Source organism: Amycolatopsis granulosa (assembly GCF_011758745.1).
In the GTDB taxonomy this organism is placed as follows: domain Bacteria; phylum Actinomycetota; class Actinomycetes; order Mycobacteriales; family Pseudonocardiaceae; genus Amycolatopsis_E; species Amycolatopsis_E granulosa.
Genome location: NZ_JAANOV010000001.1, coordinates 3339166 through 3359088 on the forward strand (window position 1 = coordinate 3339166; position 19923 = coordinate 3359088).

At 71.7% G+C, this 19923-nt stretch carries 19 protein-coding genes; 9 read left to right on the forward strand and 10 right to left on the reverse strand.

All coding sequences use genetic code 11. From position 1 onward, the window contains the following. Positions 1 to 182: 182 nt before the first annotated feature. On the reverse strand, positions 183 to 581 hold the full coding sequence (locus tag FHX45_RS16225) for a DUF5318 family protein (protein WP_167102221.1): 399 nt from the start codon (positions 579 to 581) through the stop codon (positions 183 to 185). Positions 582 to 823: 242 nt separating this feature from the next. On the opposite strand from FHX45_RS16225, the gene FHX45_RS16230 reads away from it, so the two are divergent. Then, a complete protein-coding gene (locus tag FHX45_RS16230; RefSeq protein WP_167102224.1) occupies positions 824 to 1387 on the forward strand; it encodes a PadR family transcriptional regulator in 564 nt (187 codons plus the stop codon). Positions 1388 to 1434: 47 nt separating this feature from the next. Continuing rightward, a complete protein-coding gene (locus FHX45_RS16235) occupies positions 1435 to 2526 on the forward strand; it encodes an inositol-3-phosphate synthase (protein WP_167102227.1) in 1092 nt (363 codons plus the stop codon). A 43-nt stretch (positions 2527 to 2569) separates the two neighbouring features. Here FHX45_RS16235 and FHX45_RS16240 read toward each other — a convergent pair whose 3' ends face one another. Next, positions 2570 to 3211 carry an HAD family hydrolase gene (locus tag FHX45_RS16240; RefSeq protein WP_167102230.1) on the reverse strand — a complete coding sequence of 214 codons (642 nt, stop codon included), beginning with the start codon at positions 3209 to 3211 and terminating at the stop codon, positions 2570 to 2572. Positions 3212 to 3238: 27 nt separating this feature from the next. Further along, positions 3239 to 3553 carry an ArsR/SmtB family transcription factor gene (locus FHX45_RS16245; protein ID WP_167102233.1) on the reverse strand — a complete coding sequence of 105 codons (315 nt, stop codon included), beginning with the start codon at positions 3551 to 3553 and terminating at the stop codon, positions 3239 to 3241. Between the two features lie 57 nt (positions 3554 to 3610). Between FHX45_RS16245 and FHX45_RS16250 the strand changes: the two genes are divergently transcribed. From FHX45_RS16250 to FHX45_RS16265, 4 genes are all read left to right on the forward strand, one after another. Next, positions 3611 to 5008 (forward strand): DHA2 family efflux MFS transporter permease subunit, encoded by a 1398-nt coding sequence (locus FHX45_RS16250; protein WP_208405950.1) that lies wholly within the window; start codon positions 3611 to 3613, stop codon positions 5006 to 5008. 46 nt (positions 5009 to 5054) lie between these two features. Continuing rightward, positions 5055 to 5504 (forward strand): MarR family transcriptional regulator, encoded by a 450-nt coding sequence (locus FHX45_RS16255; RefSeq protein ID WP_167102236.1) that lies wholly within the window; start codon positions 5055 to 5057, stop codon positions 5502 to 5504. Beyond that, a complete protein-coding gene (locus tag FHX45_RS16260; protein WP_167102239.1) occupies positions 5501 to 6718 on the forward strand; it encodes an MFS transporter in 1218 nt (405 codons plus the stop codon). The genes FHX45_RS16255 and FHX45_RS16260 overlap by 4 nt, the downstream gene beginning before the upstream one ends. Positions 6719 to 6804: 86 nt before the next feature. After that, positions 6805 to 8856, forward strand: coding sequence for an alkaline phosphatase PhoX (locus tag FHX45_RS16265; RefSeq protein ID WP_167109054.1), 2052 nt, complete (start codon positions 6805 to 6807; stop codon positions 8854 to 8856). 54 nt (positions 8857 to 8910) lie between these two features. On the opposite strand, the gene FHX45_RS16270 is transcribed toward FHX45_RS16265, so the two are convergent. Then, positions 8911 to 10233 carry an MFS transporter gene (locus FHX45_RS16270; protein ID WP_167102243.1) on the reverse strand — a complete coding sequence of 441 codons (1323 nt, stop codon included), beginning with the start codon at positions 10231 to 10233 and terminating at the stop codon, positions 8911 to 8913. Positions 10234 to 10367: 134 nt separating this feature from the next. Here FHX45_RS16270 and FHX45_RS16275 point away from each other — a divergent pair, with 134 nt between their 5' ends. Then, positions 10368 to 11051: an SDR family oxidoreductase gene (locus FHX45_RS16275; protein WP_167102246.1), complete on the forward strand. Its 684-nt coding sequence runs from the start codon at positions 10368 to 10370 to the stop codon at positions 11049 to 11051. Here the strand turns inward: FHX45_RS16275 and FHX45_RS16280 are convergent. The 6 genes from FHX45_RS16280 to FHX45_RS16305 all read right to left on the reverse strand — a co-directional run bounded on the left by FHX45_RS16280 (position 11017) and on the right by FHX45_RS16305 (position 16863). Continuing rightward, on the reverse strand, positions 11017 to 11481 hold the full coding sequence (locus tag FHX45_RS16280) for a hypothetical protein (protein WP_167102249.1): 465 nt from the start codon (positions 11479 to 11481) through the stop codon (positions 11017 to 11019). The two genes, FHX45_RS16275 and FHX45_RS16280, sit on opposite strands and share 35 nt — an antisense overlap. Further along, a complete protein-coding gene (locus tag FHX45_RS16285) occupies positions 11478 to 12740 on the reverse strand; it encodes a putative T7SS-secreted protein (protein ID WP_167102252.1) in 1263 nt (420 codons plus the stop codon). Before FHX45_RS16285 ends, FHX45_RS16280 begins: the two co-directional genes overlap by 4 nt. Continuing rightward, the gene (locus FHX45_RS16290) at positions 12737 to 13042 is read right to left on the reverse strand and encodes a hypothetical protein (RefSeq protein WP_243869065.1); all 306 of its coding nucleotides are present in this window, start codon (positions 13040 to 13042) and stop codon (positions 12737 to 12739) included. The genes FHX45_RS16285 and FHX45_RS16290 overlap by 4 nt, the downstream gene beginning before the upstream one ends. Positions 13043 to 13144: 102 nt before the next feature. Next, positions 13145 to 14449 carry an amidohydrolase family protein gene (locus FHX45_RS16295; protein WP_167102255.1) on the reverse strand — a complete coding sequence of 435 codons (1305 nt, stop codon included), beginning with the start codon at positions 14447 to 14449 and terminating at the stop codon, positions 13145 to 13147. 51 nt (positions 14450 to 14500) lie between these two features. Beyond that, positions 14501 to 15151, reverse strand: coding sequence for a response regulator (locus FHX45_RS16300; protein ID WP_167102258.1), 651 nt, complete (start codon positions 15149 to 15151; stop codon positions 14501 to 14503). After that, entirely contained in the window at positions 15148 to 16863 is a 1716-nt protein-coding gene (locus FHX45_RS16305; RefSeq protein ID WP_167102261.1) for a histidine kinase, read from the reverse strand. Before FHX45_RS16305 ends, FHX45_RS16300 begins: the two co-directional genes overlap by 4 nt. A 134-nt stretch (positions 16864 to 16997) precedes the next feature. Here FHX45_RS16305 and FHX45_RS16310 point away from each other — a divergent pair, with 134 nt between their 5' ends. Beyond that, positions 16998 to 17690, forward strand: coding sequence for an ABC transporter ATP-binding protein (locus tag FHX45_RS16310; protein WP_167102264.1), 693 nt, complete (start codon positions 16998 to 17000; stop codon positions 17688 to 17690). Further along, on the forward strand, positions 17687 to 19897 hold the full coding sequence (locus tag FHX45_RS16315; RefSeq protein WP_167102267.1) for an FtsX-like permease family protein: 2211 nt from the start codon (positions 17687 to 17689) through the stop codon (positions 19895 to 19897). Before FHX45_RS16310 ends, FHX45_RS16315 begins: the two co-directional genes overlap by 4 nt. Positions 19898 to 19923: the final 26 nt, after the last annotated feature.

A 19923-nucleotide genomic window follows, 5' to 3' on the forward strand; every position in this document is an offset into this window, starting at 1 on the left:
GCGGTTCGTTGCCGCTGGGCCAGGCCGGCTCACCCTCACCCGGCCACTGGGCACGGCGCGGTTCGTCCGGCTCCTGACCAGGCCAGGAGCGATTGCGATGGTCGTTCACGAGTGAGCCTCCCAGACCGGCGGTACACCGGGCGCCGTTCTGTGATCGAGTGCCGGCGCTGCGCTTCGTGCCCTCACTGTCCGGCTGTCCTCCGGGACGAACCGTGCGGGGTCCCGTTCCCCAGGACGTAGGACCGCACCAGGTGGTTCCAGCGGCATGCGGGGCACACCTCGACCACGTGCACGGTGAACTCTCCCACGCTCCCGGCCAGGCGGGCCAGCTCGGTGGGGGTCCGCGCCGATCCGGACACGTGCCGCAGCTGCTCGCCGAACACCCAGGACACGTTCGTCAGGCCCGCCTTCCCGCACAGCGGGCAGGGAGCCTCGGTCGGTTCACCGTGGAACCGGGCCGCCCGGAGCAGGTACGGATCGGCGTCGCAGACGTCGCGCGTGCCGACCCGACCGGAGCGGACATCGGCCAGCAGCGCACGGCGCTGCAGGGCGTAGTCCACCACCTGTCGCTGGTTCTGCACGCTGACAGCGTACGTGTCCGTCGTGTGCCCACCATGAGCTGTACGGCGTAACGGTCTGGGCCGGACGTGCGACACGCCGACCATTCGATAACACTCTGGTGAACGTTGTGGTGTGTCCTTCACCTCGTTCCGGGTGATCGTTGATGTTGGCTACACCACTTCGATGTATCGGCCCGATATAATTCGACGTTAGGTTGCCGGAGTGTCGTGGGAGTCCGGGAGTTCTCGGAAGGGGGTGCACCGTGCTGGAGTTCGCCATCCTGGGGCTGCTGCACGAGGCACCGATGCACGGCTATGTGCTGCGCAAACGGCTGCACGACACGCTCGGCATGTTCCGCACCTTCTCGTACGGTTCGCTGTATCCGACGCTGCGTCGGCTGCAACGGGCCGGGTTCATCGAAGAAGCCGACAGTGACGTCGGGCAGGCCGGAGAGCCCGTCAAGGGCTGGGGCCGCCGGGCGCGGACGGTGTACAAGCTCACAGCGGAGGGCAAGGAGCACTTCGCGAAGCTGCTCGCCGACGCCGGGCCCCAGACCTGGGAGGACGAAGGGTTCGGGGTCCACCTCGCCTTCTTCTCCCGGACACCGGCCGATGTCAGGATGCGGATCCTGGAGGGCCGGCGACGCCGGGTCGAGGAACGCCGGGAAGGGCTCCGGGCGGCACTCGCCCGGGCCGAGGAAAAGATCGACCGCTACACGCGTGAGCTGCACCGGCTGGGGCTGGAGAGCAGCGAGCGCGAGGTGCGCTGGCTGAACGAACTGATCGCGCACGAGCAGGACGAGCAACAACGCGGGCTTCAGAGCTGAGACCGCATCCCGAAGGCAAGACATCACTGAACGAAGGAGAAACCGGCATGGGCGACAACAGCGGCCGCGTACGGGTGGCCATCGTTGGCGTCGGAAACTGTGCGGCGTCGCTGGTGCAGGGGGTGCACTACTACCGTGACGCCGACCCGGCCTCGCGGGTGCCCGGCCTGATGCACGTGCGGTTCGGCCAGTACCACGTCGGTGACGTGGACTTCGTGGCCGCGTTCGACGTCGACGCCAAGAAGGTCGGCCAGGACCTGTCGTCCGCGATCCTCGCCAGCGAGAACAACACGATCAAGATCACCGACGTGCCGCCGCTGGGCGTGCCGGTTCTCCGTGGTCCCACCATGGACGGGCTGGGCCGCTTCTACCAGGAGACGATCGAGGAGTCCGACGAGGAGCCGGTCGACATCGTCGCCGCGCTCCGCGAGGCCCAGGTCGACGTGCTGGTCTCGTACCTGCCGGTCGGTTCCGAGCAGGCGCAGAAGTTCTACGCGCAGTGCGCCATCGACGCCGGCGTGGCGTTCGTCAACGCGATCCCGGTGTTCATCGCCTCGGACCCGGAGTGGGCGCAGAAGTTCACCGACGCCGGGGTCCCGATCGTCGGCGACGACATCAAGTCCCAGGTCGGCGCCACCATCACGCACCGCGTGCTGGCGAAGCTGTTCGAGGACCGCGGGGTCCAGCTCGACCGCACCATGCAGCTGAACGTGGGCGGCAACATGGACTTCAAGAACATGAAGGAGCTGGAGCGGCTGGAGTCCAAGAAGGTCTCCAAGACGCAGGCCGTGACCTCGCAGATCGACCGCGACCTCGGCAAGGCCAACGTGCACGTGGGCCCGTCGGACTACGTGCAGTGGCTGGACGACCGCAAGTGGGCCTACGTCCGGCTGGAGGGCCGCGCCTTCGGTGACGTCCCGCTGAACCTGGAGTACAAGCTCGAGGTGTGGGACTCACCGAACTCGGCCGGCATCATCATCGACGCGGTGCGCGCCGCGAAGATCGCGCTCGACCGCGGCGTCGGCGGCCCGCTGCTGTCCGCGTCCTCCTACTTCATGAAGTCGCCGCCGGAGCAGTACGACGACTCGACCGCGCGCGACTCGGTGGAGAAGTTCATCACCGGCGACCTCGAGCGCTGACCTCCGAGGAGGAGGGGCCCGGCTCGGCCGGGCCCCTCCTCTCTCATGCCCCCAGTTCTGCCGGCAGGTCCGCCACGGTGCCCAGGACGCGGTGCGCCCGCGCCAGCACCGCCGGGTCCGGCGGGAAGTGCGGGTTGGGCACCGCGTAGACCGTCATGCCCGCGGCCAGCGCCGCCTTCAGCCCGTTCGTGGTGTCCTCGACCGCCGCGCACCTCGCCGCGTCCGCGTCCAGCCTCCGGGCGGCTTCGAGGTAGACGTCCGGGGCCGGCTTGCCCGCGGGCACCTGCTCGCTGGACACCGCGACCTGGACCAGCCCGGTGAGGCCGGTCGCCGTCAGGAACGCCGTGATCAGCACCGGCGGGGACGAGCTGGCGATCGCGACCGGGTACTGCTGCCCGACCGCGCGGACGGCTTCCGGCGCGCCGGGCAGCACCGGCGGGCCGTCGGCGTAGCGGTGCGCCATCCCGTCGATCACGACCTCGGCGATCCGGTCCGGGGAAAGCCGTGCGCCGAGCTCCTCGACCAGGTACCGCGCCCATTCCGGGGTGCTCATCCCCTGCATCGCGCGGGTCGCCTCCGCGGTCCAGGTGCCGCCGTGCTCGGCGACCACCGTCCGGCGCACCTCGTCCCAGGTCTGTTCGGAGTCGACGAGCACCCCGTCGAGGTCGAAAACCACCGCGTCCATGTCGGGCACGGTACCGGGATGACGCGGCTATTCCCGCGCGGCGAGACGCAGGATCGGGTCGAGCAGCCCCGGGAAGCGGTCGTGCAGGTCGTCGGCGCGCAGCTCGACCCGCCGGTGCCTGCCGTCGACGCTCATCGCGATCAGCCCGGCCTCCCGCAGGATCCGCCAGTGGTTGGTCAGCGTGGACAGGGGCACGTCCAGGCCGTCGGCGAGTTCGGAGCAGCTCGCGCCGGGTGCGGTCGACGCCCGGCGCACCAGTTCCAGGCGCACCTGGTCCCCGAGCGCGTGCAGGACCGGCGCGAGGGCGAGTGACTCCGAGGCGGGCTGTGGCAGCGATCGCATGCCGCCGAAGTTACCAAAGATTCGACACTACGGGATTATCGAAGTATTGTGCCCGGCATGACGACTGTGGGATCGCCCGTGGACGCGGGCAGCCGATCGGGCCGTGCGGCACTGCTCGTGATGACCTGTCTCGGCCAGTTCATGGTGCTGCTGGACAGCACCATCGTGGGCGCGGCGCTGCCCGACATGGCGCAGCGGCTGCACACCGATCTGACCGGGCTGCAGTGGATCGTGGACGCCTACGTGCTGCTGGTCGCCATGCTGTTGCTGTCCGGCGGCGTCTTCGCCGACCGCTTCGGCCGCAAGCGCGTGTTCCTGGCCGGAGTCGCGGTGTTCACCGCCGCGTCGGTGCTGTGCGCCGTGGCGCCCTCGATCGGCTGGCTGATCGCCGGCCGGGTGGTGCAGGGCATCGGCGCGGCAGCGCTGAGCCCCGCGTCGCTGGCCCTGCTCGGCGCGGCGTACCCGGTCCCCAGCGAGCGGGTCAAGGCCATCGGGCTGTGGGCCGGGTTCAGCGGGATCGGGCTGGCGGCCGGGCCGCTGGCCGGCGGCATCCTCGTCGAGGCGTTCGGCTGGCCCGCGATCTTCCTGGTGAACCTGCCGATCGGCGCGGCGCTGCTGCTGGCCGGGGTGCGCGTCCTGGCCGAATCACGCAACACCGGCGCGCCGGCGATCGACGTGCCCGGGACGGTCCTGTCCGTCCTCGGCGTGGGGGCGCTGACCTACGGGCTGATCGAAGGCGGGTCCCGCGGCTGGGCCGACCCGGTGATCCTGGGCAGCTTCGCGGTGGCCGTGGTGCTGCTCGCGGTGTTCATCGCGGTCGAGGGGCGCCGCGAGGCGCCGATGCTGCCGCTGCGGCTGTTCCGGGAGCGGCTGTTCACCGTGGCCAACACGGCGATGGTCGTCGTCGGGTTCGCGTTGATGGGCTCGTCCTTCTTCTTCTCCCAGTTCTTCGTGTCCGTGCAGGGCAGCTCGATCCTGCGGGCCGGGTTGCAGACCCTGCCCGCGACCCTCGCGATGGTCGTGGTGAGCCCGTTCGCGGGCCGGCTCGCCGCCCGGCACGGCTTCCGGATCGTGGTCACCGCGGGCCTGGCGATCGCCGGGGTGGGCCTGCTCACGCTCGGCTTCGCGGACGCCAGCACCGGATACGGGAACGTGTGGTGGCGGCTCGCGCTGACCGGCATCGGGTTCGCGCTCACCATGTCGCCGCTGACCGGCGCGGCCATCCAGGCGGTCAGTCCGCGGGAGGGCGGGCTGGCGTCGGGAGCCAGCAGCACGGCCCGGCAGATCGGTGCGGTGCTCGGCGTGGCCGTGCTCGGGGCCGTCGTCCGGGGCCGGGAGGCCGCCGGGGCGTCCTTCGGTGCCGGGCTGGGCAGCGCGTTCGTCGTGGCCGGGGCGGTCACGCTGGTCACGGCCGTGGTGACGGGCTTGTGGCTGGCGCGATCACGGACCGTGTGAGCCGACTAACTTAGCTATCCTAAGCAATAAAGCTTAGGATAGCTAAGTGAATCCAGGAGTAGCAGAGCTCGCGCGTGAGCTGCGCCCGCTGGTCTTCCGCCTGTACTACGTGGTGCGGCGGCTGACCCCGCAGCACCGGCTCACCCTCACCCAGGGGTCGGTGCTGAGCGAGCTGGTCCACGGCGGCCCGCGCCGGATGAGCGTCCTCGCCGAGCTCGAGGGCGTCCGCCAGCCGTCCATGACGGACCTGGTCCGGCGGCTGGAGCGGCTCGGCCTGGTCAGCAGGCGGTCCGATCCGGACGACCGGCGCGCGGTGCTGATCGAGGCGACCGAGGCCGGCATGCGGTACGTGGCCGAGCTCGTCATCGCCCGCGAGGAGTTCCTGCGCGAGCGCCTGACTGCCCTGGATCCAGCCGACCGCGACGCGATCGACGCGGCGCTGCCGGCCCTGCGGAGGCTCATCGATCCGGTCAAGAAGGAGGAACTGCTCTCATGAGCAGTCACGGTCACGGCAGCCTGCTGGACGCCCTCAGGGGACAGCCCAAGCAGGTGTGGATCACGGCGTTCGCCGCGGTCATCGCCTTCATGGGGATCGGGCTGGTGGACCCGATCCTGCTGTCCATCGCCAAGGGGCTGCACGCCACGCCGTCCCAGGTCACCCTGCTGTTCTCGTCCTACCTCGGCGTCCAGGTGATCGCCATGCTGGTCACCGGTGCGGCGAGCGCCAAATTCGGTCCGAAGCGGACGGTCCTCACCGGACTGACGCTGATCGTGGCCGCGACCGCGCTGTGCGCCGCGGCCGGGTCGATCGAGCAGCTGGTCGCGCTGCGCGCGGTGTGGGGACTGGGCAACGCGTTCTTCATCGCCACCGCGCTCTCGGTGATCGTCGGCGCGGCCACCGGTGGCCAGGCCGGCGCGATCCTGCTCTACGAGGCCGCGCTGGGGGTCGGCCTGGCGGTCGGGCCGCTGCTCGGCGCCCTGCTCGGCAGCTTCTCGTGGCGCGGGCCGTTCGTCGGCACCGCGGTGCTGATGGCCGCCGCGCTCGTGCTGTGCTCGATCTTCCTGGCCACCGACAAGCACGACCAACGCGAACCGATCCGGCTGCTCGACCCGCTGCGTGCGCTCAAGCACACCGGCCTGCTGCGCACCTCGATCGGTTCGGCCTGCTACACCGCCGCGTTCTTCACCGTGCTGGCCTGGACCCCGTTCGTGCTGGGCTGGAGCGCTGTCGCGGTCGGGCTGGTGTTCTGCGGCTGGGGCCTGTGCGTCGCGATCGCCGGTGTGGTGCTCGCGCCGAAACTGGCCGGGAAGCTGGGTGAGCGGCACGCCACCGTGGTGTCCGTGCTCGGCTACGCGGTGCTGATGGTGGTGCTCGTGGTGCCGGCCAAGCCGGTGGTCGTGGCCGCCGTGATCGTCTCCGGGCTGGTGTCCGGGTTGCTGAACACCCTGTTCACCGGCACTGCCATGTCGATCAGCGACGCGCCGCGGCCGGTGGCCAGCGCGGGCTACAACTTCTGCCGCTGGCTCGGTGGCGCGGTCGCCGCGACGCTGGTCGGGCACGTCGCCGAGTGGCTCGGGTCGGAGCACGCCCCGTTCGTCGTGGCCGCGATCCTGTGCGTCGTGGCCGGTGGTCTGCTCGCGGTCCGGACCAAGGCCGCCGATCCCCACCAGGTGCCGCGGGAGGCGGTGCTCGTCGGCGAAGAGCTTTAGTCCCTGTTTACCTTCAGTTTCCGGACACCTGGTCTCCGTCGCTTAACGTCACGGGCGTTTCCCCTGACCGAGTGACTGGAGACCAGGTGTCCTTCACCCCCGGGCGGCTGCTGCCCCTCCTTACCCACCCGAGCGGCAGAGCCGCGACCACGTGCCTCTACCGCTGCGGCAACCAGTGCGCGCACGAGGCACCCAACACCTCGTCCAACTCCTACTTCGGTGACGTCGTCCAGGGTGTGTCCCGGCGCGGCGCGTTCAAGGCCGGTGCCGTCATGGCCGCCGCGGCCGGAGGGTTCGCCGCGATGAACGCCCTCGGCGGGGCGACCGCGACCGCCGCCGTTCCGCCGGCGCTCGCCGGGCGCCAGGGCCGCCCGGTGCCCGGCACGGACTTCACCCCGGTCCCGCCCAACCGTGCGGACGCGGTCGTCATCCCGGACGGCTGGGCGCAGAACGTGGTGATCCGCTGGGGCGACCCGGTGGAGCCCGGCGCGCCGGAGTTCGACATCGCCCGGCAGACCGCCGCCGCGCAGGCGAAGCAGTTCGGCTACAACAACGACTTCGTCGGGCTCGTCCCGCAGGACCGACAGGGCAAGCGGTTCCTGATGGTGGTCAACCACGAGTACACGACCGAGACGCAGATGTTCCCGCCCGGCCAGTACGACCCGGCCAACCCCACCGAGGAGCAGGTCAAGATCGGCTGGGCCGCGCACGGCCTGTCCGTCGTGCTCGTCGAGAAGCAGCGCGACGGCGGCCTTGCGGTCGTGCCGAGCCACTACGGGCGCCGCATCACCCTGGACACCACCTTCGAGGTGCGCGGCCCGGCCGCCGGCTCCAAGTACCTGAAGACCTCCGCCGACCCGACCGGCACGAAGGTCCGCGGCACGCAGAACAACTGCTCCGGCGGCGTGACGCCGTGGGGCACGGTGCTCTCCGGCGAGGAGAACTTCCACCAGTACTTCGCCAACTCCGACAAGGTCACCGACCCGGCCCAGCAGGCGCGGCTGACCCGCTACGGCATCGGCAAGGGCACCACCACGCGCAAGTGGGAGCGCTTCGACAAGCGGTGGGACGTGCCGAGCGAGCCCAACGAGGTCAACCGGTTCGGCTGGGTCGTCGAGATCGATCCCAACGACCCGGACTCGACCCCGGTCAAGCACACCGCGCTCGGCCGCTTCAAGCACGAGGCCGCCAACGTCAAGATCACCGCCGACGGCCGGGTCGCCGTCTACTCCGGTGACGACGAGCGCTTCGAGTACATCTACAAGTTCGTGTCCAAGGGCAAGTACAAGCCCGGCACGAGCGCCCACGCCCGCCGCCACAACTCGGCGCTGCTCGACGAGGGCACGCTGTACGTCGCGAAGTTCACCGGCGACAGCCCGGCCGGCCAGATCGACGGCACCGGCAAGCTCCCCGCCGACGGCGAGTTCGACGGCCGCGGCGAGTGGATCCCGCTGGTCAGCGGCGACAAGTCCTTTGTGGACGCCTTCACCGCCGAGGAGGTCTACGTCTTCACCCGCCAGGCCGCCGACAAGGCCGGCGCGACCAAGATGGACCGCCCCGAGGACATCGAGCCCAACCCGGTCAACGGCCGCATCTACGCCGCGCTGACGAACAACACCGACCGCGGCGCGGCCGGCAAGGCCGGTGTGGACGAGGCCAACCCGCGGGTGGGCAACAAGAACGGGCACATCCTGGAGTGGGCGGAGGACCGCGGCGACGCGGCCGCGACGACGTTCTCCTGGCGGCTGCTGCTGGTCTGCGGTGACCCGGCCACCGCCGACACCTACTTCGGCGGGTTCCCGAAGAACCAGGTCAGCCCGATCTCCTGCCCGGACAACGTGGCGTTCGACCCGTACGGCAACCTGTGGATCGCCACCGACGGCAACGCCCTCGGCACGAACGACGGCCTGTTCTCGGTGCCGGTGGACGGCCCGGAACGCGGTCAGGTCAAGCAGTTCCTCACGGTGCCGATCGGCGCGGAGACCTGCGGCCCCAACGTGACGAGCGACTTCATCACGGTCGCGGTGCAGCACCCCGGTGAGGGCGGCACGGTGGCCAACCCGCAGTCGCACTGGCCGGACGGCGGCAGCAACCTGCCGCGCCCCGCCGTCGTTTCGGTGTGGCGCGAGCGCCGCTGAACCGATCGGCCCGGCCCCGGGGAACGCGGTTCCCCGGGGCCGCCCGATGCCCGCTCAGGACCGTCGAGCCGGCTCGGCCTTGGGCCGCGCGCCCAGCGCGAGGGCGACCAGCGCGCCGACGACCATGCACACCCCGACCACCCACAACCCGGTGCGCTGGCTGCCGGTCAGGTCCCGCAGCCAGCCCGTCACGTACGGCGCGGCGAACCCGGAGATGTTGCCCAGTGAGTTGATCAGCGCGATGCCACCCGCGGCCGCCGCGCCGGACAGGAACGTCGACGGCAGCGCCCAGAACGTCGGCAGCGCCGCGCACACCCCGACCGCGCAGATCGTCACCGCCACCATCGCGGCGTACGGGTTGCCCAGGTACAGCGCGATCGGGATGGCCACCCCGCCGATGATCATCGGCAGCGCGACGTGCCACTTCCGCTCGCGCGTGCGGTCGCCGTGGCGCGCCCAGATCACCATCACCACCGCGGCCACGACGTACGGGATCGCGGTCACCAGACCGGCCTGCACGGTCGACAGCTTCGTCCCGAACTGCTGGGAGAACCCGGCGATGATCGTCGGCAGGAAGAACCCCAGCGCGTAGAGGCCGTAGGCGATCGCGAAGTACACGAACGCCAGCCCGAGGATGCGCGGGTGGGTCAGGGCCTTGCGCAGCGGCCAGTGGTGCTCGGCCTCGGTCACCTTGCGCTCGTTGTCCAGCTCGGTGGTCAGCCAGCGGCGCTCGTCCTCGGTGAGCCACTTCGCCTGCTCCGGCCGGTCGGTCAGGTAGAACCAGGTCACGAACCCGAGCAGGATCGCGGGAATGCCCTCGACGAGGAACATGAACCGCCACCCGGACAGCCCGAACGCGCCGTGCCCGTGCGCGATCAGCAGGCTGGACACGGTCGACCCGATCGCCGACGACACCGGCACGGCGGCCATGAACAACGCGACCGCCTTGGCCCGCTGCGCCGCCGGGAACCAGTACGTGAGGTACAGGATGATCCCGGGGAAGAAGCCCGCCTCGGCGACGCCGAGCAGGAACCGCATGATCACCAGCGTGGTCGGGTTGGGCACGAACGCCAGCACCGTGGCGACGATCCCCCAGGTCACCATGATCCGCGCGAGCCAGCGCCGCGCGCCGAACCGGTGCAGCGCCAGGTTGCTGGGCACCTCGAGCGTCAGGTAGCCGAGGAAGAAGATGCCGGAGGCGAACCCGAACGCCGTGGCGGACAGTCCCAGCTCCTTGTTCATCCCGTTCGGCCCGGCGAAGCCGATGTTGACCCGGTCCAGGTAGTTCACGAAGTACAGCAGGGCCAGGAAGGGCATGATCCGCAGCGCGACCTTGCCCAGAATCCGGTCACCCTCGGCGATCGTCCTCGTCGACATCCTCGCATTGCATGCCACTACCGGGTGATTCGTCAAGATCGTGCGAGAATCGACTCGATTTCGTCGCCCCGGTACGCGGCGTCATCCGGCGCGGTGCCGCCAGCCAGCCGGGACCAACCACCTAACGTTGGGGTATGCCGGAAAATCCCCTCGCCCTCGTGACCGGCGCGTCCCGCGGCATCGGCGCCGCCGTCGCCCGCGCGCTCGCCCCGACCCACCGCGTGCTGCTCGGCGGCCGCGACGCCGACGCGCTGGCCGAGCAGGCCGCCGAGTCGCCGGGTGCGGAGCCGTGGCCGGTGGACCTGGCCGACTTCGACGGCGTCCGCGCGGCCGTCGCCGGCATCGACCGGCTGGACGTGCTCGTCCATTCGGCCGGCGCGGCCGAGCTGGGCACGGTCGAGCGGGCCGAAGCCGCGGTGTGGCGGAAGAACCTCGAGATCAACGTTGTCGCGGTCGCCGAGCTGACCCGGCTGCTGCTACCGGCCCTGCGCGCCGCGCACGGGCACGTCGTGATCATCAACTCCGGTCAGGGCCTGTCCACCCGCGCCGGCTGGGGGCCGTACGCGGCGAGCAAGCACGCCGTCCGCGCGTTCGCCGACGCGTTGCGCGCGGAGGAGCCCGGGCTGCGGGTCACGTCGGTTTACCCGGGCCGCACCGACACCGAGATGCAGCAGAACATCGTGGCCGGGGAGGGCAAGGAGTACACGCCGGGGCGGTACCTGCGGCCGGACTCGGTCGCGGCGGCGGTGCTGTCCGCGATCACCGCGAGCCCGGATGCCCAGGTCACCGACGTGACCGTCCGCCCCCGCCCGCACTGAGAACCTGGTCGTCGGGCCCCAGCGAGCCGACGAACTCACGGAAGTCCGGCGCCACGGCCTCGAACTCGCCGGGCGTGCAGGTCAGCACCGCGCGGACGACGGCACGCTGCTCCGCCCCCTCGCCCATCGCGAGGTAGACCTCGCTGCGCACGAACGTCTCGTCGCCGGTGCTGAACCGCAGCTCCTGCACGAACCCGTCGGCGCCGATGTCGTCGCCGCTGAGCACGGTCACCTCGGCCGCGATCTCACGCAGGTCTTGCGCGGCTTCGGCCGCCACCGTGCGCAACGGCACCGACCGCGGCCAGACGCCGCCGGTCAGCATGATCCCGGCCGTGTCCGAGCGGATCGCGGCGAAGGCGGCGTCTTCGGTCGCCACCGGCTCCCAGCCCTCGGGGAGGTCGAAGTGGACGGAGACGGGCAGCTGAGTCATCCGAACAACCCTTTCAGGGACTTGCCGACCCCGGACACGCCCTCGCCGAAGTCCTTGATGCCGTCGCCGACCGCCTCGACGCCGTTGCCGATCGCGTGGGTCGCCGACTTCGCGGTCTGGGCCACCTTGTGGCCGTCGACCTGCAGGTCGAACCCGACCTCGCCGCCGAGTCCGACCGCTGCCCCGACGTTGCCCTTGAGGTGGAACTTGCCGTCCTCGCCCATGCCCAGGTTGAACCCGGCCTCCGCGCCGACACCGGCCCAGCCCTCCGCGGTCGTGCCCACGCCGATCCCGCCGACGTCGGCGGCGCCCCGGACGCTGGCGCGCGCCCCGGCGAACACCCCGGCCTTGGCGTCGAGCGCGGTCTTCGTGAGCCGGACCCCCGCGCGGCCGCGCACACCGAAGGTGCCCTCGGCCTTGCCGTCCAGTCCGAGCAACCCCGCGTCGACCCGCCCGGTCGCGGTTGTCTTGAAGCCGTTGATCGACTCGACTTCCAGCGTGAGGCCCTTCTTGTTCAGCGCCGCCTGGAAGTTGTTCTCGCTGCCGATCATCGTCTCGAGCTTGCCGGTCAGGGTCAGGTCGCCCGCCGTCACCGTGCCGTCGGAAACCTTGTGCAGGAGGTAGGCGTAGAAGCGGTAGCGGCTGAGCTTGCCGTGCTCCGGCGGGATGAACTTCCTGCCGAACTCGTCGTCCTCGGGGCTGGTGATCGAGTGCAGCACCCCGCCGATCGCGCTGCTCACCGCGTCCTCAACCGTCCCCAGTACCCGCATGAGGTCCCCGGCCTGGCGTTCGAGCTGCTCGCGGGCCCGGTCGAGCACCTCCCGCGCCACCTGCTGGAGCAGGTCGCCCTGCGCGCGCTGGTGCTCGGCCTGCTGCTTGGTGTCCTCGTTGGCGCCCGCGGCGGCCTGTGCCGCGGCCTGTGCGTGAGCCCGCTCGCCGTCGTCCCAGAGGGCGATGGCTTCGCCGGCCTGCCGTTGCGCCCAGTGCAGCGTGTCGGCGTAAGCGGAGAGCCCGTCGGCGACGGTGGACAGGCTGTCGGAGGTCTTCCGCCAGTGCGGCGGCAACGACTGGATCAGCTCGCCGAACGCGTCCGACGCGGCACCCTGCCAGCCCGGCACGCGGAAGCCGGACAGCTTCGACCCCATCCCGTCGAACTGTTCCGCCTGGTCGAGCAGGGTCCGCACGTGCTCGGCGATGGTCTCCGGCGAGCCAGGGATCAGCTCGCGCGGGTCCTTGGTGGAGCCGAGCTCGGCGCTCACTGCCCGGCCTGGCGGAGGAGGGCCTCGTTGCCCAGTTCCATGCCCCGGTACACCGTGGCCGTGTCCTGGAGCGCGGAACCGGTGAGGTCCACGTGCTCGTGCAGCACCCGTGCGGCGATGCGGGCCAGCCCGGCGAACTCCGCGAGTTTGCTCGCGAGACCCGCGTGACCGTAGATCTCGGCGTTCGGGGTCACCGCGGCGAGCGCACCGGCGTCCAGGTCGGTCAGCAGGCTGGTGATGTGACCGGCGGCCGTTTCCAGGCCGTCGGGGTCCGCTTCCAGTACTCCGAGTACTCCCCACACGTTTGTCGATGAAAGCGGGAGATCGGGAACGGGGGGTGAATGAGCGTCACCGGATGGGTGAACCGGCCGGGAAGATCATCACCGCCCGATGTGACCGGTCCCTCAGGCGCGCAGCCGGGCGGCGGCCTCCCGCGCGGCGGACTGGACCTTGGCGCGGTCCACGCGCACCGTCTCGCCGCCGGCCACGACCTGCTCGCCGGCTACCCATACGTCCCGCACCTGCCGCGACCCGGACGCCCACACCAGGTTCGAGATCACCTGCTCGTCCGGTTCGTCCAGCCCGGTGGCGAACGCGGGCCCGTCCGGGTCGACGTGCACGAGGTCGGCCCAGCGGCCGGGCGCCAGTGCGCCGATGTCATCGCGGCCCAGTGCGTCGGCCCCGCCGCGAGTGGCGAGCAGCAGCGCGTCCCGCGCCCGCAGCGCCGTGGAGTCCTGAGTGGACAACCGGGCGAGCATCGCGGAGAGCTGGACCTCCTCCCACAGGTCGAGGTCGTCGTTGCTGGCCGGGCCGTCCGTGCCGAGCCCGACCGCGACCCCGGCCGCGCGCAGGTCGGTCAGCCGCGCGATGCCGGACGCCAGTTTCGCGTTCGACCCCGGGCAGTGCGCCACTCCGGTCCCGCGCGCGGCGAACACCGCGATGTCCTCGTCGGACAGATGAACGGCGTGCGCGGCGAGCGTCCGGCCGCGGAGCAGCCCGATCTCGTCCAGCAGGCGCGGCACCGAACCGTACTCCGCGCGCTGCTTGGCGTCCTCGTCGGCTGCCTCGGCGACGTGGATCTGCACCAGCGCACCCCGCGCGGCGGCCGACTCCGCGACCTGCCGCAGCGCCTCGGCCGGCAGCATGTACGCCGAGTGCGGCGCGTAGGACAGCTCGATCCGCTCGCCCGGGCCGAACCGCAGGCCGTCGGTGTCGATCCAGCGGTCGGCGGCCTCGATCATGCGCCGCCAGTCGATGCCGGGCAGGTCGATGATCGGCCCGCCGAGCACCGCCCTGGCGCCGCTCTCCAGCACCGCCTCGGCCATCTGCTCGGCGAAGAAGTACATCTCCGCGCTGGTGGTCACGCCGTGCCGGAGCATCTCGACGGAGCCGAGCATCATCCCGGCGCGCACGTCCTCGGCACGCAGCTTCGCCTCGGCCGGCCAGATGATCTCGTGCAACCAGCGCAGCAGCGGCAGGTCGCCGCCCATGCCGCGGAGCAGCGTCATCGGGGTGTGCGCGTGGGTGTTGACCAGACCGGGCAGCAGGATGCCGGTCAGCCGGGTGACCGGCAGCTCCCCGGGCGCTTCGGCGGCGGGACCGCAGAACGTGATCCGCCCGTCGTCGCCGACGTCGACCACGCCGTCCCGGACGACCGAGCAGCCGGGATCACAGGGCAGGACGACCGGGGCACGGAGACGCTGCGGCATCCCCGGATTCTAAGCGCCCCGCCGCGGCCGCCGACGGTCCCGGCGGTGTGCTCAGTCCATCAGCCCGCTGCGCCACGCCCACGCGGCGATCTCCACCCGGTTGCGCGCACCGACCTTGCCCTGCACGGCGGCGAGGTGGGTCTTCACCGTGGACAGCGACATGTACAGCTCGGCGCCGATCTCGGTGTTCGTCAGGCCCCGGGCCGCCGCCCGGACCACGTCCAGCTCCCGGGCCGTGAGCGGCTCCTTCGGCGGTGCCACCGACCGCCGCGCGGACGCACCCTCGAAGTGCTTCAACAGCCGCACCGTCACCTGCGGCGACACCAGGGCGTCGCCCCGGTGCGCGGCGCGGATCGCCTCGATCAGCAGCGCCGGGCCGGCGTCCTTCAGCAGGAACCCGCTCGCCCCGTTGCCCAGGGCCGTGTGCACGTACTCGTCCAGGTCGAAGGTGGTCACCACGACCACCTTCAACGGGTCGGCCACGTCCGGCCCGGCGAGCTGGCGCGTCACCTCCAGCCCGTCCAGCCCGGGCATCCGGATGTCGAGCAGGCAGACGTCCGGGCGCAGCGCCCGCGCCTTCGTCACCGCCGCCACCCCGTCCTCGACGTCGGCGACCACCTCGATGTCGTCCTGGGCGTCGAGGATCATCCGGAACCCCATCCGCACCATGCTCTGGTCGTCGGCGATCAGTACGCGAATCAAGCCTTTTCCTCCACCGGCAACCACGCCTCCACCACCCAGCCCCCGTCCGGTGCCGGGCCCGCGGCGAGCCGGCCGTCCAGCAGCTCGACCCGCTCGCGCATCCCGACCAGACCGTAGCCGCCCGAACCGCCGGCCGGGCGCGCCGCCACCTCCTTGCCGTCGTCGGCCACCCGGATGTGCAGCTCGCCGTCCAGCACCTCGGCCAGCACGCAGGCGCGCGTCGCGCCCAGCGCGTGTTTGCCGATGTTCGTCAGCGACTCCTGCACGATCCGCAACGCCGAGCGCGCCACCTCCTGCGGCAGGTCCTCCGGCACCCGCACGTCGGCCTGCACCGCGACGCCGTGGTGCCCGGAATCGGCGAGCCGCCGCAGGTCCGCGCCGAGGTTCATGGTGGCCTGGTCGGTGACCGAGTCCGCGCCCGCGCGCATGCTGCCCACCAGCCGCCGCATCGCGGTCATCGCCTCGGTGCCCGCCGCCTCGATGCGCCCGATGACCTCAAGCGCCACCTTCGGGTTCTGGTCCGCGATCACCCGGGCCGCCTGCGCCTGCACGATGATCCCGGTGACGTGGTGTGCCACCAGGTCGTGCAGTTCGCGCGCCAGCGCCATCCGTTCGGAGTTCTGCGCGTCGGCCACCGCGGCCTCCACCACCTTGCGGCGTTCGGAGTCACGCGCCCGGAAGTAGAGCCCGAACGCCACCGCGATGCCGAGCAGCAGGACCGCGCCGGTCGCCAGGTCGGGCAGGTCGTCCATCCGCCACGAACTCCGCTTGGCGGTCAGGGTGGTCAGCGTCGTGATCGCGACCGCCACCGACAACAGGCCGATCACGCCCCACGCCCGCCACGGGCGGGCGTAGCGCACCAGCAGGATCACCACGATGATCCCGGCGATCACCTCGGTGCCCGGCAGTCCGCCGAGCAGCTGATGGTTCCGCCCCGACTCGACCAGTATCGCCGGGGCGGTGACGGCGATGATCGCCGCGAGCAGGAAACCGGCCCGCAGCGGACGGTGGGTCGCGTAGACCGTCGCGGCGGCCGCCCCGACCGAGCACAGCAGCGCGGGCAGGGCGTGCCCGGTGTCGCCTTGCGACCAGTACAGCTCCAGGAACAGTGGCAGGCTCAACCCGCCGATCAGCGGCCATTGCTCGCGCACGAGCCGGCGCACCGGGCTGTCCGGCTGCTGCGGCACGGTACGCCGGAAATACAGCCCGGCGGGCACCACCATGATCAGCAGCACCGCGCCGACCAGAACCGTTTGGCCGAGCGAGTTCCACCTGCCGCTGCCGTCGCGGTACGTGGCCGCGAACAGCCCGGCGATCACCAGGGTGGCGGTGCCGGTGACCATTTCCGGCAGGCGCACCCGCCGCACGCAGAAGAACACCAGCTCCAGCCCGGCGACGGTCTCGCTCAGCGACACGTTGCCGAGCAGCACCGTGTAGGCGGCCGCGTTGGTCAGCCGGATCAGGAAGCTCGAGGCGAACAGGGTGGCGGCACCGGCGACCACCGCGGCCGCGGGCTGGGTTCTCGCCCACAACGCGCACGCGCCCAGCACGATCATCCCGGGCAGCAGCAACAGGTCCCGGCCGCGCGGGCCGAGGGAGTCCACACTGGCCGGCAGCACCACGGCGAGATCGCACACGAAGGCGGCGAGCAGGAGGACACCTTCGAGTCCGAGCCATCGCCAGGCCTTGGTCACGCGCACGGAGAACGACACACCGGAACGGTAGAGGAACCGCGTGGCCACGCACCTTGGCCGCCCGGCCACCCCGGATCGGCCGATCGGCCGATCCGGACACCCCGCCCCTCCTGTGAACCTGCTGTGCGGGAACACCGAAAGGGGAAACATTCATGACTCCACAAGGGAGCGCCGTGCTGTCCGGGTGGGAGCTCGTCAAGCGCTACGGCGAGCAGGTCGCGCTGGCCGGGGTGGACATCGACATCCACGCGGGTGAGGCGATCGCCGTCGTCGGACCGTCCGGTTCGGGCAAGACGACCCTGCTGCACGTGCTGGCCGGGATCCTGCGGCCGGACGGCGGCGAGATCACGCTGAACGGGCGGCGGGTCGACCAGCTGTCCGAGACCGGGCGCAGCGAACTGCGGCGGACCGAGTTCGGGTTCGTGTTCCAGACCGGGATGCTGGTCGCCGAACTCTCCGCAGAGGAGAACGTGGCGCTGCCGATGCTGCTCGCGGGCGCGAAGCGGCGTGCGGCGCTCGGCGCCGCGCGCGAGTGGCTGGGCCGCCTCGGCCTGGCCGGCCGCGAGGGGTCCCGGCCGGGCGAGTTGTCCGGCGGGCAGGCGCAGCGGGTCGCGATCGCCCGCGCCCTCACCCACCAGCCGAAGGTGATCTTCGCCGACGAACCGACCGGCGCGCTGGACACCCGCACCGGCAAGGACACCATGAACGCCCTGCTGGACGCGGCCTCCGGCGCGGGCACCGCCGTGGTCATCGTGACCCACGACGTGGAGCTGGCCGCGTCGCTGCCACGCACCGTGACGATCCGGGACGGGCGGATCGCGCACCCGGTGGAGGTGCTGACGTGATCCCGGTCCAGCTGGCCTTCAAGGTGCTGCGGGCCGACCGCCGCACCCGCACGGCGACCGTGCTCACCGCGGTGGGGGTCGCGGTGGCCACGGGCCTGGCGCTCCTGCTGCTGAGCCTGCCCTTCGCCACGCAGGCCCGCGCCGAGCGGTCGGCGTGGCAGGAGGGGTACGGGCCGCAAACCGACGGCGCGCCGACGCTGATGATCACAACGGGCCACGACTTCATCGGCGACCGGCAGATCTACCGCGTGGACGTCGCCCCGCTGGCCGACGGGATCGAGCTGCCGCCCGGGGTGCCGAAGGTCCCCGGGCCCGGTGAGGTGGTGGTGTCACCCGCGCTGTTCCAGACGATGCAGCGGCTGCCCGCGTCCCAGCTGGCCGACCGGTTCCCGGGCCGCCTGGTCGGCGTGCTCGGCGAGGAGGCGCTGCGGTCCCCGGAACAGCTGGTCGCGCTCGTCGGGCACGCCCCGGAGGCCATGCCGCTCCACGCGAACGAGCGCCACGGGTTCGTCCCACGCGGTGACGCGGAGGTGGACACGCTGCTGAGCCTGCTCGCCGGGGTCGGCCTGGTGGTGCTGCTGGTGCCGAGCCTGGTGCTGGTCGCGTCCTCGGCCCGGCTCATCGCGACCCGCCGCGAGCAGCGGCTGGCCGCCCTGCGGCTGGCGGGGGCGACCCCGGGCCAGGTCGTCGCGATCACCGCGGCCGAGACCGGCGTCGCGGCGGTGACCGGTGCGCTGCTCGGCTGGGCGATCAGCCCGCTGCTGTGGTCGCTGGCGAAGTTCGTCCCGTGGGACGGGGGCACCTGGCTCGCGACCGACTTCCAGCTCGGGGCCGGGCTCACCGCCCTCGCGCTGCTCACGGTGCCGGGTCTGGTGCTGCTGGCCGCCGTGATCGGGCTGCGGCGCGTGGTGCGCAACCCGATCGGCGCGGTCGTGCAGCACACGCCCAAGCCGCTGCGGTGGTGGCGGCTGCTGTCCCTGCCGGCGAGCGCGGCGTTCTTCCTCCTGGAAGTCAAGACGAACGGCAGCCACGACATGATCCTGCTCGGCCTCGGGTTGATGATCGTCGCGGCCATGCTCGCCGGGCCGTACGTGACGGCCGTCATCGGCGGGCTGTTCGTCCGCGGCTGGCGCAAACCGTCGGTGCTGCTGGCCGGCCGGCGGCTGCGCAACGACCCGCGCGGGGCGTACCGGGCATCGGCCGGGGTCGTGCTCGCCGTGTTCACCGGCTCGATGGCGCTGGTGCTGATGCCCAGCTTCGACGCGATGGGCGGAGGTGGCGGGAACCTGCGGGACTCGGTGCTGTCGGCGGCCAGCTACGGCGAAGACGTCGGAGCCCTGGCCGACCGCGCGAACAGCAACCTGGAGCGCTACAACCTGCCGGAGCGGGCCGTGGCGTTGCCCGAGGTGTCGCTCAACTCGCCGGATGGCGCCTACCTCCGCGCCACGGTCGTCTCGTGCGCCGACGCGGTGCGGGTCTACCGCATGCAGGACCACTGCGAGGGGCCGGGCGTCTACAGCACCTCCCCGATCGACCTCGGCGCATTCGGGGTGGCCGGATCCCACTACGACCCGGCGGTGCCGTTCGCCCCTGGCGTCCCGGTGAAACCGCTGGTGCCGGAAGGCGACGCCCAGTCGCTGCCGGTGCTGATCGACCCGTCCCTGATGCCGGCTGGGGTCAAGCCCCAGTACGCGCATGTCGCGGTCGACACCACTCCCGCCGACCACGAGGTGGTGCGCACCGCGCTGATCGCCGCCGCCGGTGCGGAGAGCGTGTCCACCGCCGATCTGGACGTCGACCACGCGCTGGACGACCTGCGTCGCGTCGCGATCATCGGGGTGACCGTGGCGGCCCTCCTGGCCGGGTGCAGCGCGGCGATCACCACGGCCGGATCGGTGATGGACCGGCGCCGCACGTTCGGTGCGCTGATGGCGGCGGGCACCTCGACCCGGGTGCTGTCGCGGGCACTGCGGATGGAGGCCGCGCTCCCCGCGCTGGTCGCCACGATCGGCTCCGGCGTGCTGGGCATGGTCGCGGGACTCGGATTGTTCTCGGCCGCCCTCAGCGACGGATCGAACGCGACGCCGGTCCTCACCCCGTGGCTGGCCGCACCGGTGGTCCTCGGGATCGTGGTGGCGGTGCTCGCCTCGTCGGTCTGCACGCCGGCCCTCAACCGGGTGCGCGCGGAACCGCTGGCCGACGAATGAGTTCCGGCCGGCCGCCCCGTTCGCTG